This window comes from Adlercreutzia equolifaciens (genome assembly GCF_029076695.1).
Taxonomy (GTDB): Bacteria; Actinomycetota; Coriobacteriia; order Coriobacteriales; family Eggerthellaceae; genus Adlercreutzia; species Adlercreutzia equolifaciens_A.
Window position 1 is genome coordinate 140,070 of sequence record NZ_JARFIK010000001.1, and the last position, 23,470, is coordinate 163,539.

General features: G+C 61.0%; 1 protein-coding gene (running past one end of the window). It reads right to left on the bottom strand.

Annotated features, from left to right (window positions below; translation table 11 throughout):
* Nucleotides 1–23,470, bottom strand: the 3' portion of a protein-coding gene (locus tag PZH32_RS00505) for a PASTA domain-containing protein (RefSeq protein WP_275205677.1). 15,077 nt of this gene lie beyond the right edge of the window; 23,470 of the gene's 38,547 nt are visible here — the last part of the coding sequence; its start codon lies beyond the right edge, outside the window — the gene reads right to left on this strand; it ends in the stop codon at nt 1–3.

Consider the following 23,470-nt stretch of genomic DNA (forward strand, 5'->3'; position numbering starts at 1 on the left):
CTACACCGTCACGTCAACAGTGCCCAAGCCCTGCTCTTCCTCCCTGCGACGGCTCAGCAGCGACAGCAGCAGCATGATGGCGGCGAAGCCGGCAATCACGCCCAGAATCAGACGCAGCAGCGTAGTGGTGTCGCCGGTCTGAGGCAGCAGACGCTTCAGGATGTTGGTCTGCCAATCGGTGGTAGTCACCTTGGTGAGCCAACCCTCCTGGGGCTCGAAGCCCGGATCGACGGCGCGGCCGGCAGCACGGGTCCAATCGTACGCCTCCTGAGCCTGGAAGACCAAGCCGTAAGCATTGGCCGCCGGCAGGGTACGCACCACCGTCAGAGGCTCGGTGATACCCACCGTGGCCTCGGCCTCCTGGCCGCGCAGGTTCAGGTGTGCCACGTCGTTGTCGCGGTTGTCGTTCTTCCCCGCGTTCAGGACGGTCCACTCGGTCTCGTCCGGCTTCACGATGCGCACGCGGTAGCTATAGGGACGGCCGTACTCGTCCGTCACCGGCAGCTCGCCGAAGAGGTAGGAGCCCTGCAGGTCGGTGGTCGTAGTGGCCACGTCCTCCCACACGCCCTCGGACAGAATGCCGTCGTCCTCGGCGCGATCCAGACCGGCGCGCGGATCCTCCTCATCGAAGGCCACCAGCTTCTGGCGCTCGTCGGCCGTCATGGTGGCAATCTGAGCCTCGGCTTCCAGGTCCTCGAGGACCCACTGGATGTCGTCATAGCGACCGGCGCCAGTGAGCGGGTTGCCCTCGGCGTCCAGATCGCTGCCGGCGGCGCCATCGGTGGCGCGGCTCATCCAGCCGGTCTCCAGGGCGTCGGCGAAGGAGCCCACCGAGCGCTCGAGCACCAGCTCCTTGCCCACCAAAAGCTCGTCGTCGTTGGCCTGCAGACCGTCGCCGTCGGCGTCGATCCACACGTGGCCGCCCACCTCCACGGTGTCGAAGGGCACGAGGCCCGCATCGTTGAAGGTGCTGTCCTGAGCCTCCATGGTGGACCAGGCCGTGCCCTCGGGGCCCTCGGCCGCCAAGGCGTTCAGGCTCTCCATGGGCTGGGCCAGCACAATCAGGCCGCCCACGGCCAGAGCACCCTCGGGCACCAGGCGCGTCGTGGCCTCGTCCAGATCGGAGTCGACGGCGGTGTTGTCGCCGCTGTCGCGCTTGGCCACGGCGAAGTTGCTCGGAATGTCCGTGACGTTCACGCGGTAGCCGTACACCACGTCGCGCTGGACATTGCCGACCACCTGCACGCCGGCCACTTCCAGATCCTCGAAGGCGTAGGAGCCCTGCGGGCGCGTAACCGTCTGGCCCTGCTTCGCGGCTTCGAAGGCCGTGGTGGTCACCATCTGGCAGGTGCGCTCCTGCTTGCCCTCCGGCAGGTACACCAAGGCGTTGCCCGGGCGGGTCACCGAGCCGTTGGCGTCTACCGCGCGGTTGAAGGCCGCATCGAACACCCAGGTGTTCGTATCGGTGTTGAACCAGTAGCGGGTCAGCTGCACCGTGGCGCCGACGATGCCCTCTTCGTCATCCTCGCGGATGCCGTTGTTGTTGGCATCGTTCCAGACAATACCGGAGATAGAGCCGCGCTCGGGCGTATCGAAGCTGCTGCCCGGATAGGTCTCCTCCTTCTTGTCGCCCTTGGAGCCGGCGTCCATATTGGCACCGATCGGGGCGGGCACGTCCAAGGCCACCTGCTTAGTGGCGCTTGCCTCATCAGCGGCCCACACGTCCAGCGCCGCCGCACCGCTCATCCAGGTGGCGTTCAGGTCGTACTGAGAACCGTAGACCGAGCCCTCTTCGTTGGTGCTCTCGCGGTTCAGGTACACGTAGCCGTCGTTGATAGTCATACCCTTCTGGTACGTGATGGCCTGACGCAACGTGAGCGTGCCTTCCTCATTGCGGGTCACGTCGGAGTCGTTGCCCGCGGGGCGGCCCGTCACGTTGAAGATGGTCTCTTCGTAGTCAAGGGTGGGGTCGTCGCCCGAGAACTCCGCCATGTAGGCGATGTAGCGCACCGGGATGACCTCGTCAGTGGCTCCGGGGGTGTTGTAATCCACCAAAGCGCCGTCCTTGTCCCGCTGCAGGAAGACCTGCAGATCCTTGAACTCGTATACGCCGTTGGATTTCGTCACATCCGACTGAGACCCCGGAGGAGCCGGCGGCAGAATCTTCTGAGCACCACTGCCATCTTCGGGCTCGTAGCCGTTGGCCGCACCCTGCACCTTGGGGAGCGTCTTCAGTATCTGGGCCTGGCCGTCCACCTGTTCCTGGTACAACGTATGCTCCGCGATGCTGGGCGCCTTGCCCTCGCCATCGCCTTCGTCCGTGCCCTCTTCGTCTTCCACGGCCGGGATGTCCTCGCCATCGAAGAGCGGCACGGCCGCCGAGCGCATCAGACCGAACAGCAGGGCCATGCCCTCGATCGACTCGCCTTCCACATTCTCGCCGTTGTCGGAACCGGCCTCGGAGCTTTCGTCACTGCCGCCCTCGGTGCTGTCTGCACCTTCCTCGGAGCCTTCACCGTTGCCGGTGCCAGAGCCAGCATTCTCGTTGCCGTCACCGTTATCGCCGTCCGTGTTGCCGCCGTTGTCGCCCTCGGCGCCGTTATCGCCCTCGTCGGGCTCCACCGAGGCCGGGCCCAGCGACAGCACCAGGCTCACCTTGTCGCCCAAGAGCATCGTGGCCTCAGCCGCAGGTTCGGTGCGCAGCACCATGCCAGCCTCGACGGTCTCGTCGTGCTCCTCCGCAGGAGCCTCATCGCTCACAACCAAGCCAAGCTCTTCCAGGGCAGCCTTCGCATCCTCGGGGCTCAAGCCCGTCACATCAGGCACGACCACTTCCGGACGCGGCCCCGTGGAAACCACCAGGGTCACCGACAGAGCAGGTCGACCAATGCTGCCAGCCGCCGGGGTCATGCGCACCACAGCACCGGCGGGCACAGTTTCGGAGTACTCCTCGACAGTGCTCACCACCAGACCCAGCGCCTCAAGTTCAGCCTGAGCGTCCTCAACCTTCTTGGACAACACACTGGGAATATCGAACTCGTCAAAGGCGCGCACACGAGCCACCAGCTTGTAATGGGTGTGCTGGCTCAGGCCCGCGATAGTCACCATGCCAGCGCCGTCTTTATGGAACCAGGACTCACCCGGCAGGTTGTCGATTTGGTCATCCGTGTAGTCTTTAGGAACCGCGGCATACTCCCAGCCGTTCCACTCTTCCATAGTCTCGATGCCCTCGAAATCCGGACGGTCGGCCAGGCCGTTCCACCACAGAGGCTTCTCAGCAAAGGTGATCTTCGTAGCAGCCGCCACCACAGGGCCCTGAGCAAACACCACGTTCTCGAGCTTCGACTCGCCCTTAGTGGCCACAAAGGTGGGCTTGGCACTCTCGAGATAGTTGCCGCTGGAGCCCATCTGGCGGCACACCAGGCTATACTCGGTATTGGGCTTGATGGACAGCGTGTAGGTCACCACGGGCTTCTCGGGCTCGGGCTCGGGCTCGGTCACTTCACCGTCGCCGCCCTCAGAGCCGTCGCCGCCCTCGGCGCCGTCGCCTTCGGAACCATCGCCCTCGGAGTCGCCGCCCTCGGTGCCCTCGTCGCCTTCTTCTTTATTTCCTCCCACCGTCACGGTCATGCCATCGATGAACATGCCGGCCTCGCCAGGCCACGGGAAGACAGTCTCGTAGTCGACGTGCGGGTCGTCCGCCTTCGTGAACCAAATGCTCACCGGATTACCGTCGGCATCGACGAAGCCCCCGATCTTGTACTCAGTATTGGCCAAAACGGTGCTTACCTTCACCGAGTTCTCTGTAGCAGTCACATGACCCACTTCTGGGTTTTTAGTGCCATCGCCAAAGTCAGGATTGAATACCCACTTGTTGGTTTTCGGATCCAGATACTCCTGGGTCAGGTAAACGTACTGTCCAGGCATGGGCGCTTCCATGCCGGTCACCGAAGTGGGCTTCTTTGTTGCTTCGCCGTCCTCGCCGTCCTCGGGATCGTCCAGCGGTACGGTGTAGTTGCGGATACCGTCATTGTTGTCGTCGACCCACACCACACCGGACAAGCTCGCCGTGCCGAAGGGACCGAAGCCGGCATTCATGTTCTCGGCGTTGCGAATAGTGGACAGGTCGAACTCCAGGCCGTTGGCATTCACGTAGTACGTCGGATCGGTAGCACCCACGGCGTCCTCGTCGGTCGTCGCCTGATCAGCCAGTACCAAGCGGCCATCCAATACCGACAGGTTCTCGCCCTGGTTGTTCACCTGGTTAGTCGTAATGACGTAGCGGTTGTCAGCATAGCCAGGCTTGTTGGCCAAGCGCTCGTTCAAGGTCTCATTATCCTTGGTGCGATGCACCTTGGAGGCAGCCAGCGGAGCCGGCGATTCCTCGCTACCGTCACCCATTAGACGGGTCACCGGCAGACCCACCACTGTGGTGTCCTTTTCATCCACCTCCGAGTCTTCTTCGGCTTTGCCATCCAAATTCTCTCTGGCCTCGCCCTCTACCTCGAGCGTGTAGCCAAGCAGATACCACTCATCGAAGTTGTCGGTCACCAGTACATCGCGGTCACCGCCCTTATCATCCTGCCAGGTACCCTCATTGCCCGTCTTCACGTGGCGCGTAGCCGCCGGCAGGTTCTTGAAAGCGTAGTGGCCGTCCTCGTCCGTGAGCGTCGTTTCCACGCCCTCGTCTTCAGCCACCCACTCGTAGTGATAGCCCTCGAGCAGCTCGCCAGCCACCGTAAGCGCCGCGACAACGCCGGAGGAACCGGGCAGTTCGCCCTCGGCCGCCGTGTGATCATCGCTGTCGCACTTGCAATCCTCGTCCTTCACCAACTGCAGGCCCCAAGCGCGCAGATAGACGCGCTTGTTCTTCAGCGGCTCATCGTTCTCGTCGGCAACGCCGTCGTAGTTGCTATCCCGGAACACCACGCCCTCGATGGTGCCCGCCTTGCGCTTCAGCAGTGCCGCGTCATTATAGCCACAGTCGATACCGGCAGCCACGTCATACAGCTCAGCGCCGCCCGCTGCCGGCTCGTCGTCCAGAGCCTGGACCGTAGCCGCCATCGTTGTGGCCAGAACGCTTGCAACGCCCACGGACAGGGTGCGCAGCATCGGCGTGCTCGCCGCCGTCTCGGCGCCCGGCTCAACCTGAATCTCATCGCGCGCCATCAGACCCTTATCCTGGTTGTCGTTGTTGGAGGCAATGCCTTCCACGATGTTGCTCGTGGCCGAAGTCTCGTCGGCACGCTTCACCAAAACGTCGACCTCCCGGTCCTTCATGAGGTTGGCCGTCGTGTTGATAAGGTCGGAGTCCTGGGTGAAATCGTCTTTCTGCTGGTACTTCGCAATCATCCAGGCACGCTGACGGTAGCCGGCATCGGTATAGCGCACTCGGTAGCCATACACCTTGCGATCGCCATTGTCGTCGATGTAGTAGGCCGGCAGGTTCTCGAAGCGATACACACCGTCCTGCACCTCGCCATCGGGGCCCTCCTGGGTCTGCGTCCGCTGAACGTGGCGGCTGTCGCCTTCCCATGTCGTGGCCGGACTCGTCTCGTAGTCCTCCCACGTTCCGCCCTCGCCTGTCTCCCAAGTGGGATCCTGCATCCAGAGGCCGTCCTCGCCGGGCACGTAGCGCTCCAGGGTCACGCGGGCCTCGTTGATGCCCTCCTCGCCCTCGGTCTGAACACCGTCGTTGTTCTCGTCGTTCCAGAACACGCCGACAATGTCCTGGCGCGGCGGAGCCAGCTCGCCTACGTCGCCGCCGTCCACAATGCGCTCGATGAACTGGTCGTCATCGTCTTTTTCGCCCATGGTTCCCTCGCGCGCCAACAGCCAGTCGTACTGGAGCGCCTGGCCATAGCCGGCAAGATCCTCCAGGCCCACCGCCACCTCGCTGGCGGGAAGCGCCACTTGGGACTCTTTCTTCAGGGTCTTGCCCGTCACCGAATTGACGTTGGTATACACCGTATCGGTGGTGTCCGCGAGGATGATCTGGCCGCTATTGGCACGTGTCAGCTTGTGCTCCACGCCCTGCGCGTCGCGATAGGTTTCGCGGCCCTCGATGGCAATGCCCATAGCCGTGTGGTTGCCCTTCAGCGACGCGACGTCGGCATCCACCATTTCGTTGTCGTCGACATGGTAGCGCGTCAGCAGCCAGGGAACGTCTTCGGTAGAGCCATCGGACATTTCGTCCTGCTCGACAATGGTGTCTCGCAAGGCCACGCGATAAGCAGCCAGATAGTGCGTACCGTCCGAAGCCGTATACGCGGTGGGCAGTTCATTGAAGCGATAGGATCCGTCAGCGCCGGTGGTCTGAGCGATGACGCCGCCCCCGACCGCCGTAGCCTTATGAGCCGCTCCGTCATCGTCTTTCACCACGGACGCACTGAGTACCGGCTTCGTGCGCAAGTCGCTGCCGAAGGATTTGTTCTGAACCCACTTGCCCGTCGGCGCGCCGTCTTCGGTTGTAGGACCAGGTACCCAATACCACTGTGTCAGCAGTACCGTCTGGTCGGGCAGGCCAGGCTCGCAGGGCGAGAACGTACCGTCGGCCTCAGCGAACTTCTGCGCCGCGTCGGGATCATAGGCCTCGCTCTCGGGATCGGTCGTCTCGGGCTTCTCATCGGCAAGACGATAGGTGCCGTCGCCGGTCATCGCCTGAACGCCGTCATAATTGTCATCGCGCCAGACGCGACCCGCCACGCTGGAACGCGGCACCTCAACCAGGCCCGCATCCCAATGCCAGATAGGATCGGCGGTCGTCGCCAGGTCGTAGCGTATGGTCATTTCACGACCAGTCAGAGAACCGGGAAGCTTGCCAGCCACACTGCGCACGGTGTCTTCGGAGACCCCGTCCGGCAGAGCCCCTGAAGCACTCTCGAGCTCCTTCGCAACCACAATCATGGAGTCCACCGACACGTCCTGATCCACGGTCAGGCCATCCTCGTTCAGATAATAGCCCGCAGCGTTAGCGGACTTGCTGTGGGCGTTGCCCGTCTCGTCAACCCACTCCCACTTCTTGCCGTCGGCAGAGAGGGACAGATCGATCATGGCGCCCAAACGGGTGGTCTGCGCAATGCGATTGTCATCGCGGTCCACGAACCACCAGGCACCACTCGCGCGGTCAAAGGCCACGCTCTCGGTACCGGTAGCCTTGCCCGCTGCAACCTGATCTTTCAGGTTCGTCGGATCGAAAGTGGCCCACGTGGCATTCACGGAATCGTAGCGAATGTACTCATCGCCGCTATTCATATCATAGTTGCCCGGGAAGATGCTGTTCGTCACCGCGAAGCTGGCATCCGAATCGAGCTCGTCATCCACCGCCGTTTCTTGGCCAAGCAGCGCCGAGGAGCGGAAGGGGCTATGGACGGTCAGCGCCCAGTCGCGCGCATGGGTTGCCAGCGTAGCGCGATCGATGCGCAAGCGATAGCCAGCCAGGAACTTCAGCTTCTCTTCCTCGCTCTTATTGGAGTTGTCCAGCGGGTCGGTAACATAGGTGGAAACACCCTTGAACACATACTGGCCCGAAGGAGTGGTGGTCTCCACTGTGGTCTTGGGCTGCTTGGCAGAGGGCACAGCCTCCCAGGCACCATCGGCCGAAGGTGCCACCGTCGGATCGGCCTGCATGGCCTCGTAGTTGCTCGGCTTCCACCAGTACTGCTCCAGCATCACCTTCATCGAGCCAATGCCCTCTTCGCTCATACCCTGAGCGCCGTCGTAGTTGGCATCATTCCAGATATAGTTGCCCAAATAGCCCTTGGTGCCATCCACCCAGCCCAAAGCGAACTTGCGCTGAACCTGATAGCCCTCGTTGGCGTTGCCGGGAACCTCGAGCAGCATAACGCCGTTCTCGTCCACGGGAACCTTCGACATGAAGGGCTTCGTGCGTGCCACGCCCTGCTCAAGGCGCAAGTCGTTGTCCCACACGCCCGTCTGCCACTTCTTGGCAGCCCCATTCCAGGTAATGGTCGGATAAGTCAAAGCACTGTCATCCCACGCGTAGATAGTCGGCTTCAAGAGGCGCTGGCGAGTGTCCTCGGCCACAATGATGTACTGCTTGTCGGGCACAAGTGTCCAAGAGAAGTTGCCATCGGCACCCGTGACAATTGTCGCGTCGTTGCCATCGGCGTCCTTCGCCGGCACCACGCCGTTCTTCCACTGGCCATCTTCAGGATCAAGGCCCCATCCGTAGCGGTCGGTCTCGGCGCCAGTAACCGGATCCGTGATCTTCTCATACTCGAACAGGGTGACCTTCATGTTGGCCAGGCGCAGCTCCTTGTTGGCCTTGCCAGAATTCATGGCGTCGATCGGATCAGCCAGATCCAGGTCCACTCCGTAGGTGTCGAGCACACCATTGATGTCGGCCGGATCCTCCTCGGTGTAGGGAACCTCCGGGTTCTCCGGGTTCTCCTGCATATCGTCACGGAACACCGTGCCCGTGTAGGTAACGGGACGGGCAATGCCCACGTCGTAACTCGTGGCCGCAGCGTCATAGGCGGCATGAACCGGATCCCACTCGCCTGCCTTGAACTTATCCGGATCGTACTCCACGGCCTTAACCTCGAAAGCGGCACTCGTGGCCACGAGCTTGTTGTTAGAGCGATCGATGGTCATGGCCACGTCGGGCTCACCATCGCCATCCTCATCGGGACCAATGCTCTTCGTAGTCAGAGCGTAAGTCTTGTACTCTTCGGGGAAGGTGAAGCGCAAGCGATACTTGCCCGGCTCAAGGCTCGAGAAGATGTAGTAGCCGTCGTTGTCATAGTAGTCGCTCTCCGTCGTATAGGTATAGGGAGCACCACCCGTGGCGGCCGTATAGCTCTCCGTCTCGTTGAGCACCGGCGCGCCCGTTACCGGGTTGCCCTCGACCCAACGCTCTTCATTGTTCGTTTTTTCGTCGCACACGCGCACAGCCACTACGCCATCGCGGTTCACCGGGTTGCCGTATTCATTGAGCAGCTCGATATACACACCGTTTACGCCCGGATCTTCGACCTCGCCGTCGAAGTCGACGTCGCGGTAAAGCGTCTTAACATCCTGCGGAGCGCCCGTGCTATCAATGTAGCGGTACAGCGGCTTCATGGAGTTGAAGTCCTCCAGCGACGGCTCCGTCACCTGGTCCACCACCGTGAAGCTCTTCTCGGTGGCCAACATGGAGCGGCCGTTCGAGCCCGTGTGGTACGTAGTCTTGCGCTGGACGCGATCGAGTACGTTGATCGGAACCCCGTTGGCATCCAATGCGATATCAGCGCTGTATTGCGGGTTGCCTTTGCGATCGAGCGGAACCCGACGCCCGTAGCCATCGAGGCCCACAAGCGTGCCCTCAGCGTCGTCCAGGTCAGTGTTCCAGTTCGGATCGATCCACACGTAATCGCCAATGTAGCCCTTGTTGTCCGGTGCGTCGATAAAGGTACCGGCCAGATGGGTCTCGATGAACGAGCGGTTGGTGTCGCGGGTGCCGTCACGGGTGATGCGCTGAGCGAAGGAGTTCCACTGGGTCACTTCCGCCAGGCGCGCCGCCGCATCAGCGTTGTTGGCGTCCTCGTCCAGATTCATGTCGAAGTCCGGGATGCCGGTGATGTTGCCGTTGTACTTCGGCAGGTTCAGCGGCGCCCGCATGTCCACCGTCAGGCGAATCCAGCCCAGGGCGGACAGGTACATCTTCTGGTCAATCACCTTGGTCCAGATGAACTGGATGCCCTTCAGCAGCTCCGCCTCTTCCTCGGGGTTATTCTGAATGTAGTTGCGCAGGTCGTTGATATTCACCATACCGATGGATTCCATCATCTCGTCGCTGGCGCTCTTGGTGTCCATCCAGTTCTGAATGAGGCGGTTCACCGAGCTCTCCCCCAGCGGATAGGTGGGATGCGCGATGCCGATGACGGTGGGATTCTCCGTGTCGTCCAAGCCGGTCTTCAAGGTCACGCTGCCGTTGGCGTCCACCTTGTAAGTGAGGGCACCCTGGGAGAGACGGGTGATAGAGCTGCCGTCGCGGCTAATGGCGAACGGGCCTACCCAGCAGCTGGCACGCTCGTCGTCCAGCGGGATGATGCGCCCTTCGGGGTTCGCGAGGTCCTTCGGGTCGAAGCGCATCAGCTGGATGGAATCCAGGTCGGTCACCCAACCGGACCAAGTGCTGGAGCGCTGCTGCTTACGGATATTCAGCATGTCGTTCTCGTAGGGCAACACGTTCAGGAACTGGGTCCAGATGTTGCCCGTGGCGGACTCCTCACTGGTACCGGTATTCACCGCACTCATGGTGTAGGTGTAGCCGGTACCCTCCGGAACGGCAGCCGGGCCGTCGCCGTCCTTAGTCTTCAGAGAGTCGAGAATGGTCGTCGAAGTGTGCTTCTGGGCGATGTTCTCGTTGCTCTTGAAGCCTACGGCGGTCAGCTGGTGGGCAATCTGCTTCTGGTCGTTCTGGCCGTCCAGGTTCACGTCGCGGTCGTCGCGGATGAGCGACACGCGGTCGGTGGTATCCTGGTTCGCCGGCACGTAGCCGTTGAAGTTGCCTTCCTTGTAGCCGAAGGCGGTAGTGGTCAAAAGCTCCTGCGGGATAGAGGCGTCAGCATCGGGGCGGATAGGCATCAGCATCTCGATAACAATGCCCTGGCCCATGCCCAGGCGGCCGCGGGCGGTGTAATCGCCGTTGGCGCCGTGGCGTGTCTCGCCAGTGAAGCGCCAGTTGATGAACTTGCGGTTGTAGTTCACCTGCTTGATCTCGTTGCCGTCCTCGTCCTTCACAGACACCACGTTGCCGATCTTGTCCTCGACGCGCATGCCGCCATCGTCGTTGCGCACGACATGGTACAGCGAGGGATCGTTCAACTGCGGCGTGGTGGAGGACACGGGCAGGGTGCTCTTAAAGTTCAGCTGGTCGTCGAAGGTGGCCACACGGTAGGTCCACACCGGTACCGCGTCGTTAATGGTCTCGGCGGTCTTCAGGGTAACGGACTTGGTGATGGGCTCCTGGCCCCAGATGCGATCACCGTTCTCATCCAGCAAGTAGCCCTGCTCGTCCACCTTCTTGCCGTCAGCATCAATATAGCCGCCCTGGCCGTCGGACTGAGGGTCGCCGTTGCCCTTCAGCTCCACCTCGTCGTAGAGGATCTCGCCGTCCTCCATCTCGTAGGTGTTCACGCGGATGGACTCACTGGAGAACTTGGAGTTCAGCGGGCAGTACACGCGGGTGGCCGGAATGGGCACGGGCGCGTCGTTGGGGCCCAGCTGCTTGCCGTCGGCATCGGTGTAGTTGCCCTCTGCATCGGTGTAGAACAGCGGACGGCCATTGTCGTCGGTGGCCTGGGCAATGTTGTTGTCCTTGTCGAGCACGTAGCCCGCCTCGACCTTTTGCCTGATGTCCTCAAGGGCGGTGGGGTCTACCAGACGGGACACCGAGCCCTCACGCAGGCGACCGTCGCGATCGATGTAGGAGCCCATGTACAGATCGGTCACCGCGTTGCCGTCCTCGTCGGTGTGACGGTACACGTACACCGTGGTCTTGGTGGCCTCGGTGTTGCCGAACACCCACTTCTCGTAGGCACCCGCAGTGCCCTTCGCCACCGGCTGGATGGAACCGGCCACGAAGTCCGACATGCCGGGCGTGCCCTGCTCCTTCACAAACACGTAGTCGTTCTTGGTGTCGACCTCGATGCCAGTGCCCATGAGCCACGCAGAGGACAGGCTGCCCGTACCCGCCTGCGCTTCGGCCGGTGTCTTGGCGTCCACCGCATTCGACGGAATGTACTGGAAGCTATTCACATCCATACCGGCGGCGGCACCGAAACCCTCGATGAAGGGCAGCAGCATGGAGATCTGCGGGTTAGTGCAATAGTCAACCGACGGGCTGCCGCCCACGCCCAAGTACTTCAGCTGTGCCTTGTTCAGATTGTTCAGCGTGATGGTGAAGCGCATCATGCGAGAGTTATCCACCTCGATGGCGGGCTTGCCGGTGTTCCAGCTATAGCTGGACTCGCCGGTGCCGTTGTAGTAGGCCTGCGTGGCAAACACACGCAGATAAGGGTACTCAGGGTCGCGGTAGAAGCCCACACGGTCGCGTTCCGTCTCCACGTACTTGGTGTCGTCGTAGCGCGGCACCGCGGAAACGAAGTGGTTGATGTGAGCGGCGGTGGACCACACAGACGTATTGCCGTTGCCGTCGCTTACAGTCGGACGGATGGGGCAGCAATCCCACTGCTTAGTCTCACCGGTCTCCGGGTTGGTGTCGTAGTGGTCGCACACCGGCTCCAGGCACACCAGTTTGTTGGTCTTGGTATCCAGTTTCACGTTGTGGTACTTGGCGCAATAGCTTTCCGGGTTGTTCGGATCGCCGTCGGAAGGATGGTGATATGCGCAGTACCCGTTCTCGTCCTTCGGGTGATCGCACTCATCATGATCGTGACCCTCTTCCGCCAGCAGCGCAACCCCATCGTTGCTCGGGTTAACCGAGGCCGCCGTCGCAGAAAGAGTCGAGACCGAGTTTGTTGAGCCCAGAGCCAGGGCGAGGCTGTTAGCCACGCTGGCAGGAACGTTCTCGTCCGCAACTACCTGCATGCGCGCAGTGCTCATTTGGGAAGTGTCGGCTGCAAATACCGAGGCTGTTCGCAGCGAATGGTCATGAGCAGGATTGCCCTCGTGCTCGGAGTAGGTCGTCTGATCGGTTTCCGTCGACGGGTCGTCCACTACGAAGGCGGATCCAGACACGCCGGCGGCATTTTGGGTAATAGAGAGCGGCAGGAAGGTCTTGGCCTTGGTGGTCTTGATGTCGGTGGAGTGCTCATAGGCCCAGGTGCCGTCCGCCTTTTTCACCCAGGTCATGCCCTCGCGGGTGCGATAGCTGCCGTCGTCGTTCTTGCGCCACTCCCAGCCGGTGTTCATGCGGTTGGGATCGATATCGTCGGCTTCCTGAATGCCCTCAGTCGCCGCCTTGGTGGTAGCGCTGGAGTTGTCATAGGGCATGGCGTCCACTGCCAGACGGAAACCATGGGGCACCGGTGTCTCGTAGGTGGGCAGGTCGTTGCCGGCGCCTTCGGTGGTACCATCGGCCGCCTTGATGATCCAGCGCACCTGGCGCACATCGTATACGCCAGATTCCAGGCCGTACTCGGCCAACGCCGGCTCGGAGTACAGGTCGATGACATGGTTTGTCTTGTCTGCGACGGAGTAACCATTCTTGGCACCCACCAGCACCCACGTGCTCTTATCGCCATCGGCGGTATTGTGGTCGCCAGCCACCTTGTCATCTTCGCCGTACCAGTAATCGCGGTCGGCGTCGGTGCCGGGCAGCGCGTAGTTCTCGCGATCCACGCACAGCGGGCCGTTCTGCTCTTCGTAACCGTTGTTGAAGGAGGAGATGTCGGCACTGGCCACGCGCACGTACACGAACACGCGCAGCTTCTGCTCCAGCGCCTTCTTCTCCGCCATGTCCTTTTCCTCTTGGCTGCCGGCCGCGGGCACGTACTCAAAGCTCTCGTTGGCGGTCACTTCTTTGTAAGTCATCTGCGGATCAGAGGGCGGATTAGCGAAGTCGGTGGTATGAGTGATGTAATAGTCCGGCTTCGGGGACAGATTCTCCACGTCGTCGGTAAGCTCGATGCCGCCCTCGGGCAACTCCACGTCGTCGGCATCGCCCGCAACGCACTTGATTTCCAGCAGCGTGAAATACCACTTGGTCACTGTGGATTCAACACCCCACTGGTCCGTCACCACCTGCTCTTCGGAGGTAATTTCCACCTTCGCGCGGAACTTGTACTCGCCAGTGCTGGTGGAGAAGATGATGTCGTTGGAGTCGTAGATGTTCTTCTCATCCTCGGAGAGGTTCAGCTTCACAGAAGCAGAAGAGCCGTCCTGCTTCTTGTAGCGCAGGTAGAAGATCTCCTCCTTCGGATCGAAGGGAATCTCCTCGCCATAGATGTAGCCGTGCGTGAGGTTGAGTGCGGTAGTATTGCCGTCACCGTCCGCCAGCTGGATGGTGGCAGTGTCACCATTCTCCTTTAGGCTGCTGGACACAACGCTCTTGGCCCGCACGACGGTAGCGGCGCCAGCCGTGGCGTTGTAGAACAGGTCGGCAAACGCCGGGTCCTTTCCGTAGTAGTCCACCATGCTCTTGCCGTTGAAGGCAGCCAGACTGGAGATTTCGCTCATCACACCGGTATTGGCATGAGTCTTCAGGAAGAACAGGCGGTTGGGGTTGCCGTTGGCGTCGAAGCCCAGGTAGATCCGCACTGCCTTGCCGTCGGCATCCACATAGTCCTTGTAGTAGCACTCGGACACGTTGTTGCCGTCCACGGTCACGCCGCTCAGATCCTGATATTCGACGTAGTTAGCAGTTACCTCATGGGTGGCGCCGGGCACAACGTTTCCGTCTTCATCCTCGGCGTCGGGATCTTTCAGCATATACTTGTTGGCGCCAGGCACTTCCCAGATACCAGACTGGACCTCGTGGATAGCCGGCGTCACGCGACCGACGGCGAACTTGCTATGGCCCGCCACAGTGTTGCCAAACGGCGCATCAGTGACCGTGGAGGAGCCGGTAGACCACCAGGGCACCTGCCAGTCTACGATGAAGCTGTTCACCGGGCCACCGGTGTTGATGGCCTGGGTGACGTAGAACTGGTTATCGCCGCCGTCATGGCCGTCGTCCGCAAAGGAGACGCCGGCAAAGTCGGAGCTGGTTACCTCGGTGCGCAGCACGGCGGTATCGCCGCGAACGCTGGCGGAAGGCTTGCGAATGCGGAACAAACCTGCCGAATTGGTGAGGTGACGCTCGATGATGCCAGAATCCTCGTACCAATTGTCGTGGTCCAGGTCCACCATCTCAACGTGGTCGCCAGTCATAGCGTTGTCGTAGGCGGCGGCGTCGTAGCTCAGCTTCACGTTCTTGCGGTATTTGAAGAAGTAGGGGTTCTGATTGTTGAAGTCACCCACGCCGTAGCGGTATTCGGAGTCCGACGCCACGATGGGACGGGCATAGGTCTCCCCCGCCTTGAAGGTGTCGCCCGTAAACAGGTCATAGCGCCAGGTGCCGTCGCCGGTCTTCACCACATGGTAAATGGGATCGGCAGCACTCTTGCCCTCTACGGTTACCTCATTGCCATCAGCGTCAACCTCAGTCGTTGTGACGTAGGGATTAGGAGTGTCCTCAGCAAACTTGTGGGTCCAGCCCCGGAGGCGATCCAGGAAGCTCAAATCGCGGGCCTCGGTGGTAATGTAGGCAGTGGATTTGTCGGACACCCAAGAGCGGATGGCATTCACCTGGGCGTGGTAGTTGGCCACGTTACCGTCAGTCACCAGACCCTCCATGGCGCTGTCCTCATCACCCAAATTGTCGATACGGGTACGCAATTTGAGCGTCACCGAGTCGCCCATCTCCAGGCAGCCGTCGGCGCGGGTGCCGTCCCAGTAGGCTTCCAGCTGAGACTGATGACGAGCAAACTCATCGTCCTGGGCATCATCGGGAGGTGCCAGCTCAAATACCAGTACCTCACCCTGATGCGAACGAGCCTTAGAGGTGGAGCCGGCTTCCGTAGTGGTCCAGCTACCGTCCTCGTTCTCCACCTTCGTGCCAGGCTTTACCGGATCGGTCGGATCGTCCACGTCGTCCTTGCCGTAGTCGCTGGCGCTGTAGTTGTTGGCGTCGTAGTCCGGCTGCACGCGGATGTTCACCGTCCAGCCCTTCTCGATCAGCTGCTTGGGAGTGAGCTTCTCGTACTTGGTGCCGTTGGCGGTGCGCAGGATGCGACCGGTGGGGATGTTGCCGTCTGCCATCTCGTCGGAATAAGTGTAGTTGGTATGGACATACTCCACGTAGAACGGATAGTCGTCGCCCTCGTAGCTGGTGAACAGGCGCTCGAAGGCCTTGGCCTGATCCGCCGCAGAAGGCTGCGTGGCCTTGTACAGTGCACTCGTCAGGTTAAGAAGCGCCAAAGGCCCCTCGACCGTGGTCACGGTGTTGCCAGGCAGCTGGCTCTCATCCTGCTCGGTGGTGGACTGATAACTATCCAGCAGGTTCAGCAGCTTCTGCTTGTCGTAGAAAGTCACCTGGCTGGGCAGGTTCACGCTGAAGACCAGCTTGGCATGATTCAGCGCACCAGTGCCGCCCACGTCAGCAGCACTTTCCGGCCCCACCTTAAGAGTAGAGGCGAACCACAGTTCGTCGTCGTACTCGAAGGGCTTGGACTGGTTCTCCTTGCCAGTGGCAGTAACCGCGCCGGCGTTGTCCAGCGTCTGGCCGTCAGTAGCGCCCTTGCCGGTCGTGGCGGAAGCAGTGGAGTTGTTGGCCGCTGCCGGGCTACTCAAATCGTCGGTCGGCATGTCGGTGGGCGTCTTCTCCACTTCAAAGGCGCTCGAGAGCGTCGGGGTCTTCAGGCGCACGCGCATAGCGGCGAACACACCGGCGTCGGTGTGGGTGGCGTAATTCTCGTTCACCGCTTCCACGGTCTCGCCCGCCTCGTTAGTGGTGGTGCCCTTGCTCTTGGTGGCGAATTTCTCGGTCACCGTGGCCACGTTGTTGCCATTCAGGCCCAGAGTGGTGTCCTGGGTAAGGGCGTACTGGGTGCGCTTGCGGTACTCGGACACGTTGATGCCAGCGGCGCTCCCGGTCACGGAGTTGCCGTCGGCGTAAGAGAGCAGTGGCGTGCGAGCTGTAGAGATAGTGACTTCGCCGTCTAGCTCGTGATAGTTCACCGTGGTGCCGCCGGTCTCAGTATAGCTGCCCATGTAGCCCACGAAACGGTTCCGGGAAACGCCGTCAATGGTCTCGGAACCAGCTGCCGCGCTACCGCTGAAGTAGTAATTCTGGGGCAGCGCGCCGATGGAGAAGGTGTCGTTATAGGTGCCATTGGCGCTGGTACGGAAATTGCGCATATAGGCAAACTCATGGTACATGCCATTGAAGAACGTGTCGCGCAAGTGCCAGCCGTCCCAAGCCAGGTTCTTCTCGTAGTCGAAACCATAGGCCAGGTAGCGGGTGGCGTCCAGCCAGTAATAGGTGTCGCCGCGGAAGTCGGCGATGTTGCCCATGCCCTGGTTGGTGCCGCCGTTCCAGTGGGTAATGTAAGTGGCCTTGGTGCCGTCCAGGCGCGCGTCCGCCACCCAAGAGGAATTCTGATCCAGGTAGGTGGTGCCGCTGCCGCCATGGGTGAATCCGCCCCAATAAGCGGGGGACCCCACGGTGAAGGGGCTGCGCAGATCCTCGTCGGTGATGAACTTGTAGCCGGTCATCTTAGAGGACACGTAGGTACGGATGGACTCCGTGGCGCGGCCCATCTCAATATTGTTGGGCTGCTCGCTCCACTCCGGTTCTTTAGTGGTGGCAATATCGAACTTGAAGGTGTCCATGCCCAGCGCCGGAATGGTGTGGGCCTGCACGTTCACACCGTCGATCTCCTGGCCGGTCCAGTTCAGATCGTTAGCCTTGGCCTCGAAGCGCACCACGAAGCGATAGGTGGTGGTCAGGTCGTCGCCCATGATGGGCTCGTAGGTGACGGTGGCGTAGAAGTTCTGCTGCTTGTACTCGTCGGTCTCGTTGCCAGCCTTGCCAACGTCGGTGTTGTTGGCGGTGCCATCCTGGTTCAGCGCCGTGGCGTTGTAGGTGTTGGCAATATCCCAGTCTTGTAGCTTGAACTCCTGCACTACGCCGGGCCACATACCATAGGGCTGGCGGGCGCCGGTCTTGTTGCGGTGCATGGGAATCATGCCCTCCGGCAGCACAATGGTCACCACTGGCAGCTGCAGGGAGCCCTTCTGGCCGCCGTCCATGGTGTAGTTGTGGGTGCGGGCGGTGTCCTTATGCCAGTAATAGGAATCGTTGTCCACGGCTGCCGCTACGGAATCCCACCAATGGCGATTCTCCACATGTACGTTCAGCTGGCGGGTCTCGCTCTCGGAGGCCATGTAGTACTCATCCACATCGCGGCCCACGCCGTCCTCGCCAATGGAGTTCCATACGCGCACCACCGGCTTGCGCTGCAGAGCGCGGGTACCGGTCTGGGCGTAGAGCACCGGACTGTCGGCATTGCCGTCGGTGTCATAGGTTGCTTCCGGCACCTTATAGGCGTAGCGCCACATGCCATTGGCAGCATCGCCGTTAGTGGCTTGCACGCCATTGTTGCGGGAGTCGTCCGTCGGCAGCGTTCCATCATCGTTAGTAACACGCACTGTGTTGTTCTGAATGGTATAGCCGTCAACAGAAGGCATATTGGGAGAACCCGCCAACTGCTGATCGACATCCTGAAGGTGATACAGCTGGGAAATGGTGAACTTGTAGTCCATTCCCATGTCCTGCATATAGGCCGTGCCGTTGCGGTGCTTGCCTTCGAAATGGTCGATGTCATAAATGTTGTAGTAAGCAGAAGAGCGACTGGGCTCCTCGCCGGCGTTCAGCTTCTCCGCTGCAGAAACGGTCGCGGTGTCCACCGGACGCACCAGCACGCGGTCGTACCAGTTCTCAGACTCGTTGTTGCCGAACACGTGCGAGGCAATGTTCACGCGAATCTGATAGCCACCCATGGCGTAAGCGGAATCCAAGCCGTTCACGTTCACGCCATCGGCGTCGGAGGCGTTGGTGGCAGAGGCGTCGGCGTTGCGGCCGAACCACTTGCCCAGCGCCTGGTTAACCGTTACACGGATGACCCACGGCTGGGAGGAGTCGCGGTAGGACTCGCTCTGGTGGCTCAGATTAGCCACAGCGGCACCGTCCGCACCCGCCTCGGCGGACACGTCCAGCTGCAAACCGCGCGGATCCTCGGTGCTGGCGATGTACTTCTCCGTCAGGAACTGAGTTGCGTCGGCGCCCACATTCGTGTACGTGCCGAACTGGGTGTTGGCGGTAGCCACCACTCCACCGCCGTTCAGATAGGGGTCCTGCCAGGTGCTGGGGGCGTCATAGCCGGCATAGGCGCTGTAAGGGGTCTGCAGCACTTCCACTTCAATGGCGCTGTCGGGGATGTCCACCATGGAAGCGTTGGCGTAGATATCGCTCGTGTAGCTGCCGCCCACCGTTGTGGTAGCGTTCAGCAGCTGCGCCTTCACCTTGGAGCGGATCATCTGGGTCACCGCGGCCAAGTCGGACAGGTCGGTATGGTCGTCGGCTACGTCGATCTTCGGCTCCACGCCACGGGGCATGATGTAGGTGAACTCCACGCCGTCCAGGTTGCGATCGCCGTAGTTGTAGGCAGTCAGGCGGCTGGTGAAGTCCTGGTTGTACTCAAGGGCGGTCACGGAGTGGTTGCGCTTAATGCCGCGCACGTCCTTCTCGATCTCGTTATAGCCGTAGCCGTACTCGTCGCCCTGGTACCAGCCAATGGTCGCGTCCTCGCCGGAGGTGTAGCGGCGGCTGGCCTTGGCTTCCAGGCTGGTCACGAACTGCGAAGAGGTGGCGAGCCACGCCTTCTGCAGATGCACGCGGGTCTGGCTCCACACAAGTGGCGTGGCCTCGGCCTCGCTGCCGGCGTAGGCCACTTCCTTGCGCACGGGATCACCGCCATCGGTAGCGATGGTGTCACCCACAATACGGCCTTGCAGCACGTACTGGTACCAGTCGCGCACGCGACGCACCGTGAATGCGCTGCCGTTGTCGCTGGTCAAGCCGAACAGCGAGTTGTTACCCATCGCAGAACCGGACATGCCGTTACCGTAGTTAATGCCGGCAGACCAGCTGCCGTTGTTGCCCCAGGTGCCACCGATGTTGCACCAGGTCTCGTAGCGCGGAGACCCGGGCAGCACACCGTTGCCAGTAACGGTGGTAGTGCCAGGCATCACGCCCTTGGCCTGCGCCACTGTGGAGCCGGCGGGGATAGTGGGGCTATAGCGAACGATCTGCTTGTTGCGACGGAGCGCCACATCCTCGTCCAGGAACACGCCCAGCGACATACCGGAAGAACCGTTACCGCCGCCGTTCACGCCCACAGCGTTGATGCCCCAGTCGTTGTAGTCCACATGGCTGTTCTCGACACCGGGGATGTAGACGAGCGAACCGTCGAACATCTCCCACAGGTCGGTCTGCTCGGCCTTGTCGCCGCTGAAGGCCGCCTCATGCATGAGGTAGTCCATATCCATAGCGGTGTACTCGTTGGCCACGCGCACCGCACCCCACCACTGCTCGACCATAGCATGGCCGAAGTAATTGTTGCTGAAGGAGTTGGCGCTCGGACTGTTGTTCAGCGGGTTAATGCGGCCGTCCCAGCTGGAGCTGTTGGCCTGGTAGTTGCTGTAGTGATACTCGCCTACGCGCGGGAAATAGGCCGGTTCCATGCCTGAGTTGCTGTTGGCGTTCAGCAGATCCGGCACCTGATTCACCACGCCCTTGCCCTGGTACACCTGGGGCAGGCCGTCGATGGCCGCTTGTACCGGGAACCACAGCTCGATGACGTCACCCACCTCCATGCGGGTGGAACCTGGCTGAATCTCATCCACCGGACGCGAGGCCTGGTCCACCGGAGAAACTACGGAACCGGTGTCCGGCTCCACTTCCCCTGCAGGCACCCACTCAATCTTGAAGGTGACGAAATGAGTGTTGTAGCTGGAGTTGCGCGGATCCATGTCGGCGAAGTAGTTGTAAGACGTAGAGCCATTGGCACGATATACCATCATGCCGCCCAAATCCTTCTGAGAGCCCTCGTCAATGGCGGTCACCTGTAGTTTCATGCCGCGCGTACGAGAATCGTACACATCTTCATCGTCGCGATTAGTCCACTTGATGCGAGTGGCCAGCAGCTGAGCCATGTAGTCGGCGTTAATCTCCTCGCCAGCCACGCCCGCCTCCACGGCCGCCTGCTTCAGGTAGTCCACGGGGATACGCTCGTAGATGACCGGATTGTACAGCTCGCCTTCCAGCTCGGTCACGCCGGAGTTGGTGCCCATGGGCACGTTCACCAGGGTGTCCTTGTACCAGAAGGTCTCGCCGGGCACATAACTGGTCTTCTGAGCCGCTTCCGGATAATAGGTGGAATTGGAGCCCTTCTTGCCGGACCAGGGCAGGTACTTCGAGCCACTAGCGGCGTTCACCAGGTCCTCGCTCTGGAACGCCTGGTTCTGGAAACGCATCACCGGCGTGCGACGATAAACCACCTTGGTGGTGTCCTTGTTCTCGTCCTGCTTGGTAAGCAGAGTGCCGTGAGTCACAGCATCCTCGGAACCGCGCAGAGCCGTGTCCACGTGATCCAACGCCTCAGGCGTGTTCAACGGATCGTTTTCGTACGTGATGGAGGCGGGGTCGGGCCGGTTGCCGTCATCCTCAATAAACGAGAGCACCGTGTTCTCATTATGGAAATGCGTAAAGGCCAAGTCCGTTTTCATGGTGCCCGTCCACTTGTTGGCCTCTTCAGTGGCAGAGGAAATGAGGGCGCCGGTGTTGTCCAAGCGGATGTCCTGGTAGCGGGCCACACCATCCAGATAGACGTTGGGAAGCGCGTAGCCGGAGGCGGTGCCGATGCCGCTGCCGTTGTAGAGCGAGTAGCCGGGCACATCGTAATAGGTCCAGCGCACCGCCGTTACGTCGCGGAAGACGTTGGCATTGGCGGTGTGACCCTCATCGGTGGCCTCGAGGCTGCTGCTGGGGTCAAAGATCTTTGCCAGCTCTTCCTCCGAGTACCAATTTCCGCGCAGGTTAACAGCCGTACCGTCATTGGCAGAGCCCGTGGGCTCGCTGCCGGCAACACCGCCCACCGTGGGGCGATAGTCCAGATAGTCATTGGTAACGACGTCCTGAACGCCCTGGCCACCGTTGGCCTGACCGTTGGCCGGGTTAGCGGCGGTACCAGTGGAAGCATTCTCCAAAACCATCAACTTGGTCTGGGGCACGAAGTACTCCACTTTGATGCGCGGACGATTAGTGGCATCGTAAGGCATATTGCCGGCGCCAACCTGAGCGGCATCATCGCCCACGGCCACCGTGGCGGTAGCGGGGAACATGCGATCAAGGTTGGAATTGGGCAGGCCCTGGTACCCATCGTCTACTAGTAAACCGTCAGTGGCGGCTACCCTAGGAGCGCCAGTCAGTTCGAACATCTTCTTATAGCCCGTCACGGCACCCGTAGCCGTAGCCACATCTTGCATGAAGGACACCGTCACCGTCATGTCGCCGGTATGGGCGGTAGTGTTAGAGATGCCGCTCACAGATACCCGCATAGGATTGCCATCGGCCTCTGCCGTTTTGTTGGCATTGGTGGGCGATTTCCCTGTGAACGCCGTGGAGACGGCAATGTTGTTCTGCGGATGCGTATGGAAACGTACGTTAGAGTAGTTGTAAGCAGCCAATTGCTGTTTGACGCTGTCGTCGGCAAGGCCCTTCAGGTTTACGTCAATGTTGGCGAAACTGTAGTAAATGGGACACTCCGGCGAACCGATGGAACCAGTGCCCGTAGTCTCGTTGAAACTTTGCACGGTGCCGAACACATTGGGGCTTGCCATGTTGCTATTGGCGTACATGATGGAGCTGCCTGAAGTGCGGCCCGTCACATCGGTGCCGTTGTAGGCAGCTTTGTACTGGGCGTAGCCATGACGCGGCGCTGCTACCGCGTAGAAGCGGGCGGTTACGTCGCGATTGGCCCCCTCGGAATACGAGGGCTTGTCGTTGCGCCAGGCGCCGTTCGGATCGTCAAGCGCGGCGTCGCTGGTCTCTTTCTCTTCGGTCATCTGGGTGATAACGCGGATGGTAACAGCTTCACCCTGTTTCAACTCATCGGATTCTTCGCCCCGCAGCTTGAACAGCAGCAGGTGATTGTTGACGCCGTCGTCGTCCAGCGTCTCACCGTCGCTATTGGTGTAGCTGTACTTGGAAAGGTCGGTGCAAGGTGCCGCATCGCGCACTTCAATTGCGTTGCCATCGGCATCGGAGGCCACCAGTTGCGCCGTCAGTCCCAGCTTGTTGGCGGTGTTGGAGTCGTTGTTGCCCGTGACCTTCGCGCCAGCGGCATTGTTCCATTCCACGATCTCCCAGCCCACGATGCGCTGACCGGCACCAGTCTGGAAACGGCCGTCGATGGCCTGCAGCGGCAGCGCCAGACCATCGTACTGATCGCGCTTGCCCGCCTTAATCTTCAAGGTGTACTCCACATAGTCGCCAGAGTACAACTGACCGTTGGGAATGTCGGTAGCATTGCCATTCTGGCGGAAGCTGGCCGGGTAGTTGGCACCACGGTCGTCCTGATCGTAGGCGAAGATCCAGCTGTGCTTGATCTTGTTGGCGTCCTCGTAAGGAATCGTCAACTTGGTACCGCGCAGGTAGCTGGTCTCCATCATGCCCAGGCGATGGCGCAGGGTGTAGCCGACTTCCGGATGAGAGTAATTGCAGCGCAGGGTATCGTGGTTGGGGTCCTTGGTCTGCATGGCGCTCTCTACTACCGTCAGCTTATTGTTGTGAAGCACCTGGTAATAGCCATTGCCCTTCTTATCAAAAGCAGGCGTGGAGGTGTCGTCCCAATTGCCATTACCCGTCGCCTCGCCCACTGTCGCATCGGTCAGGGCGCTC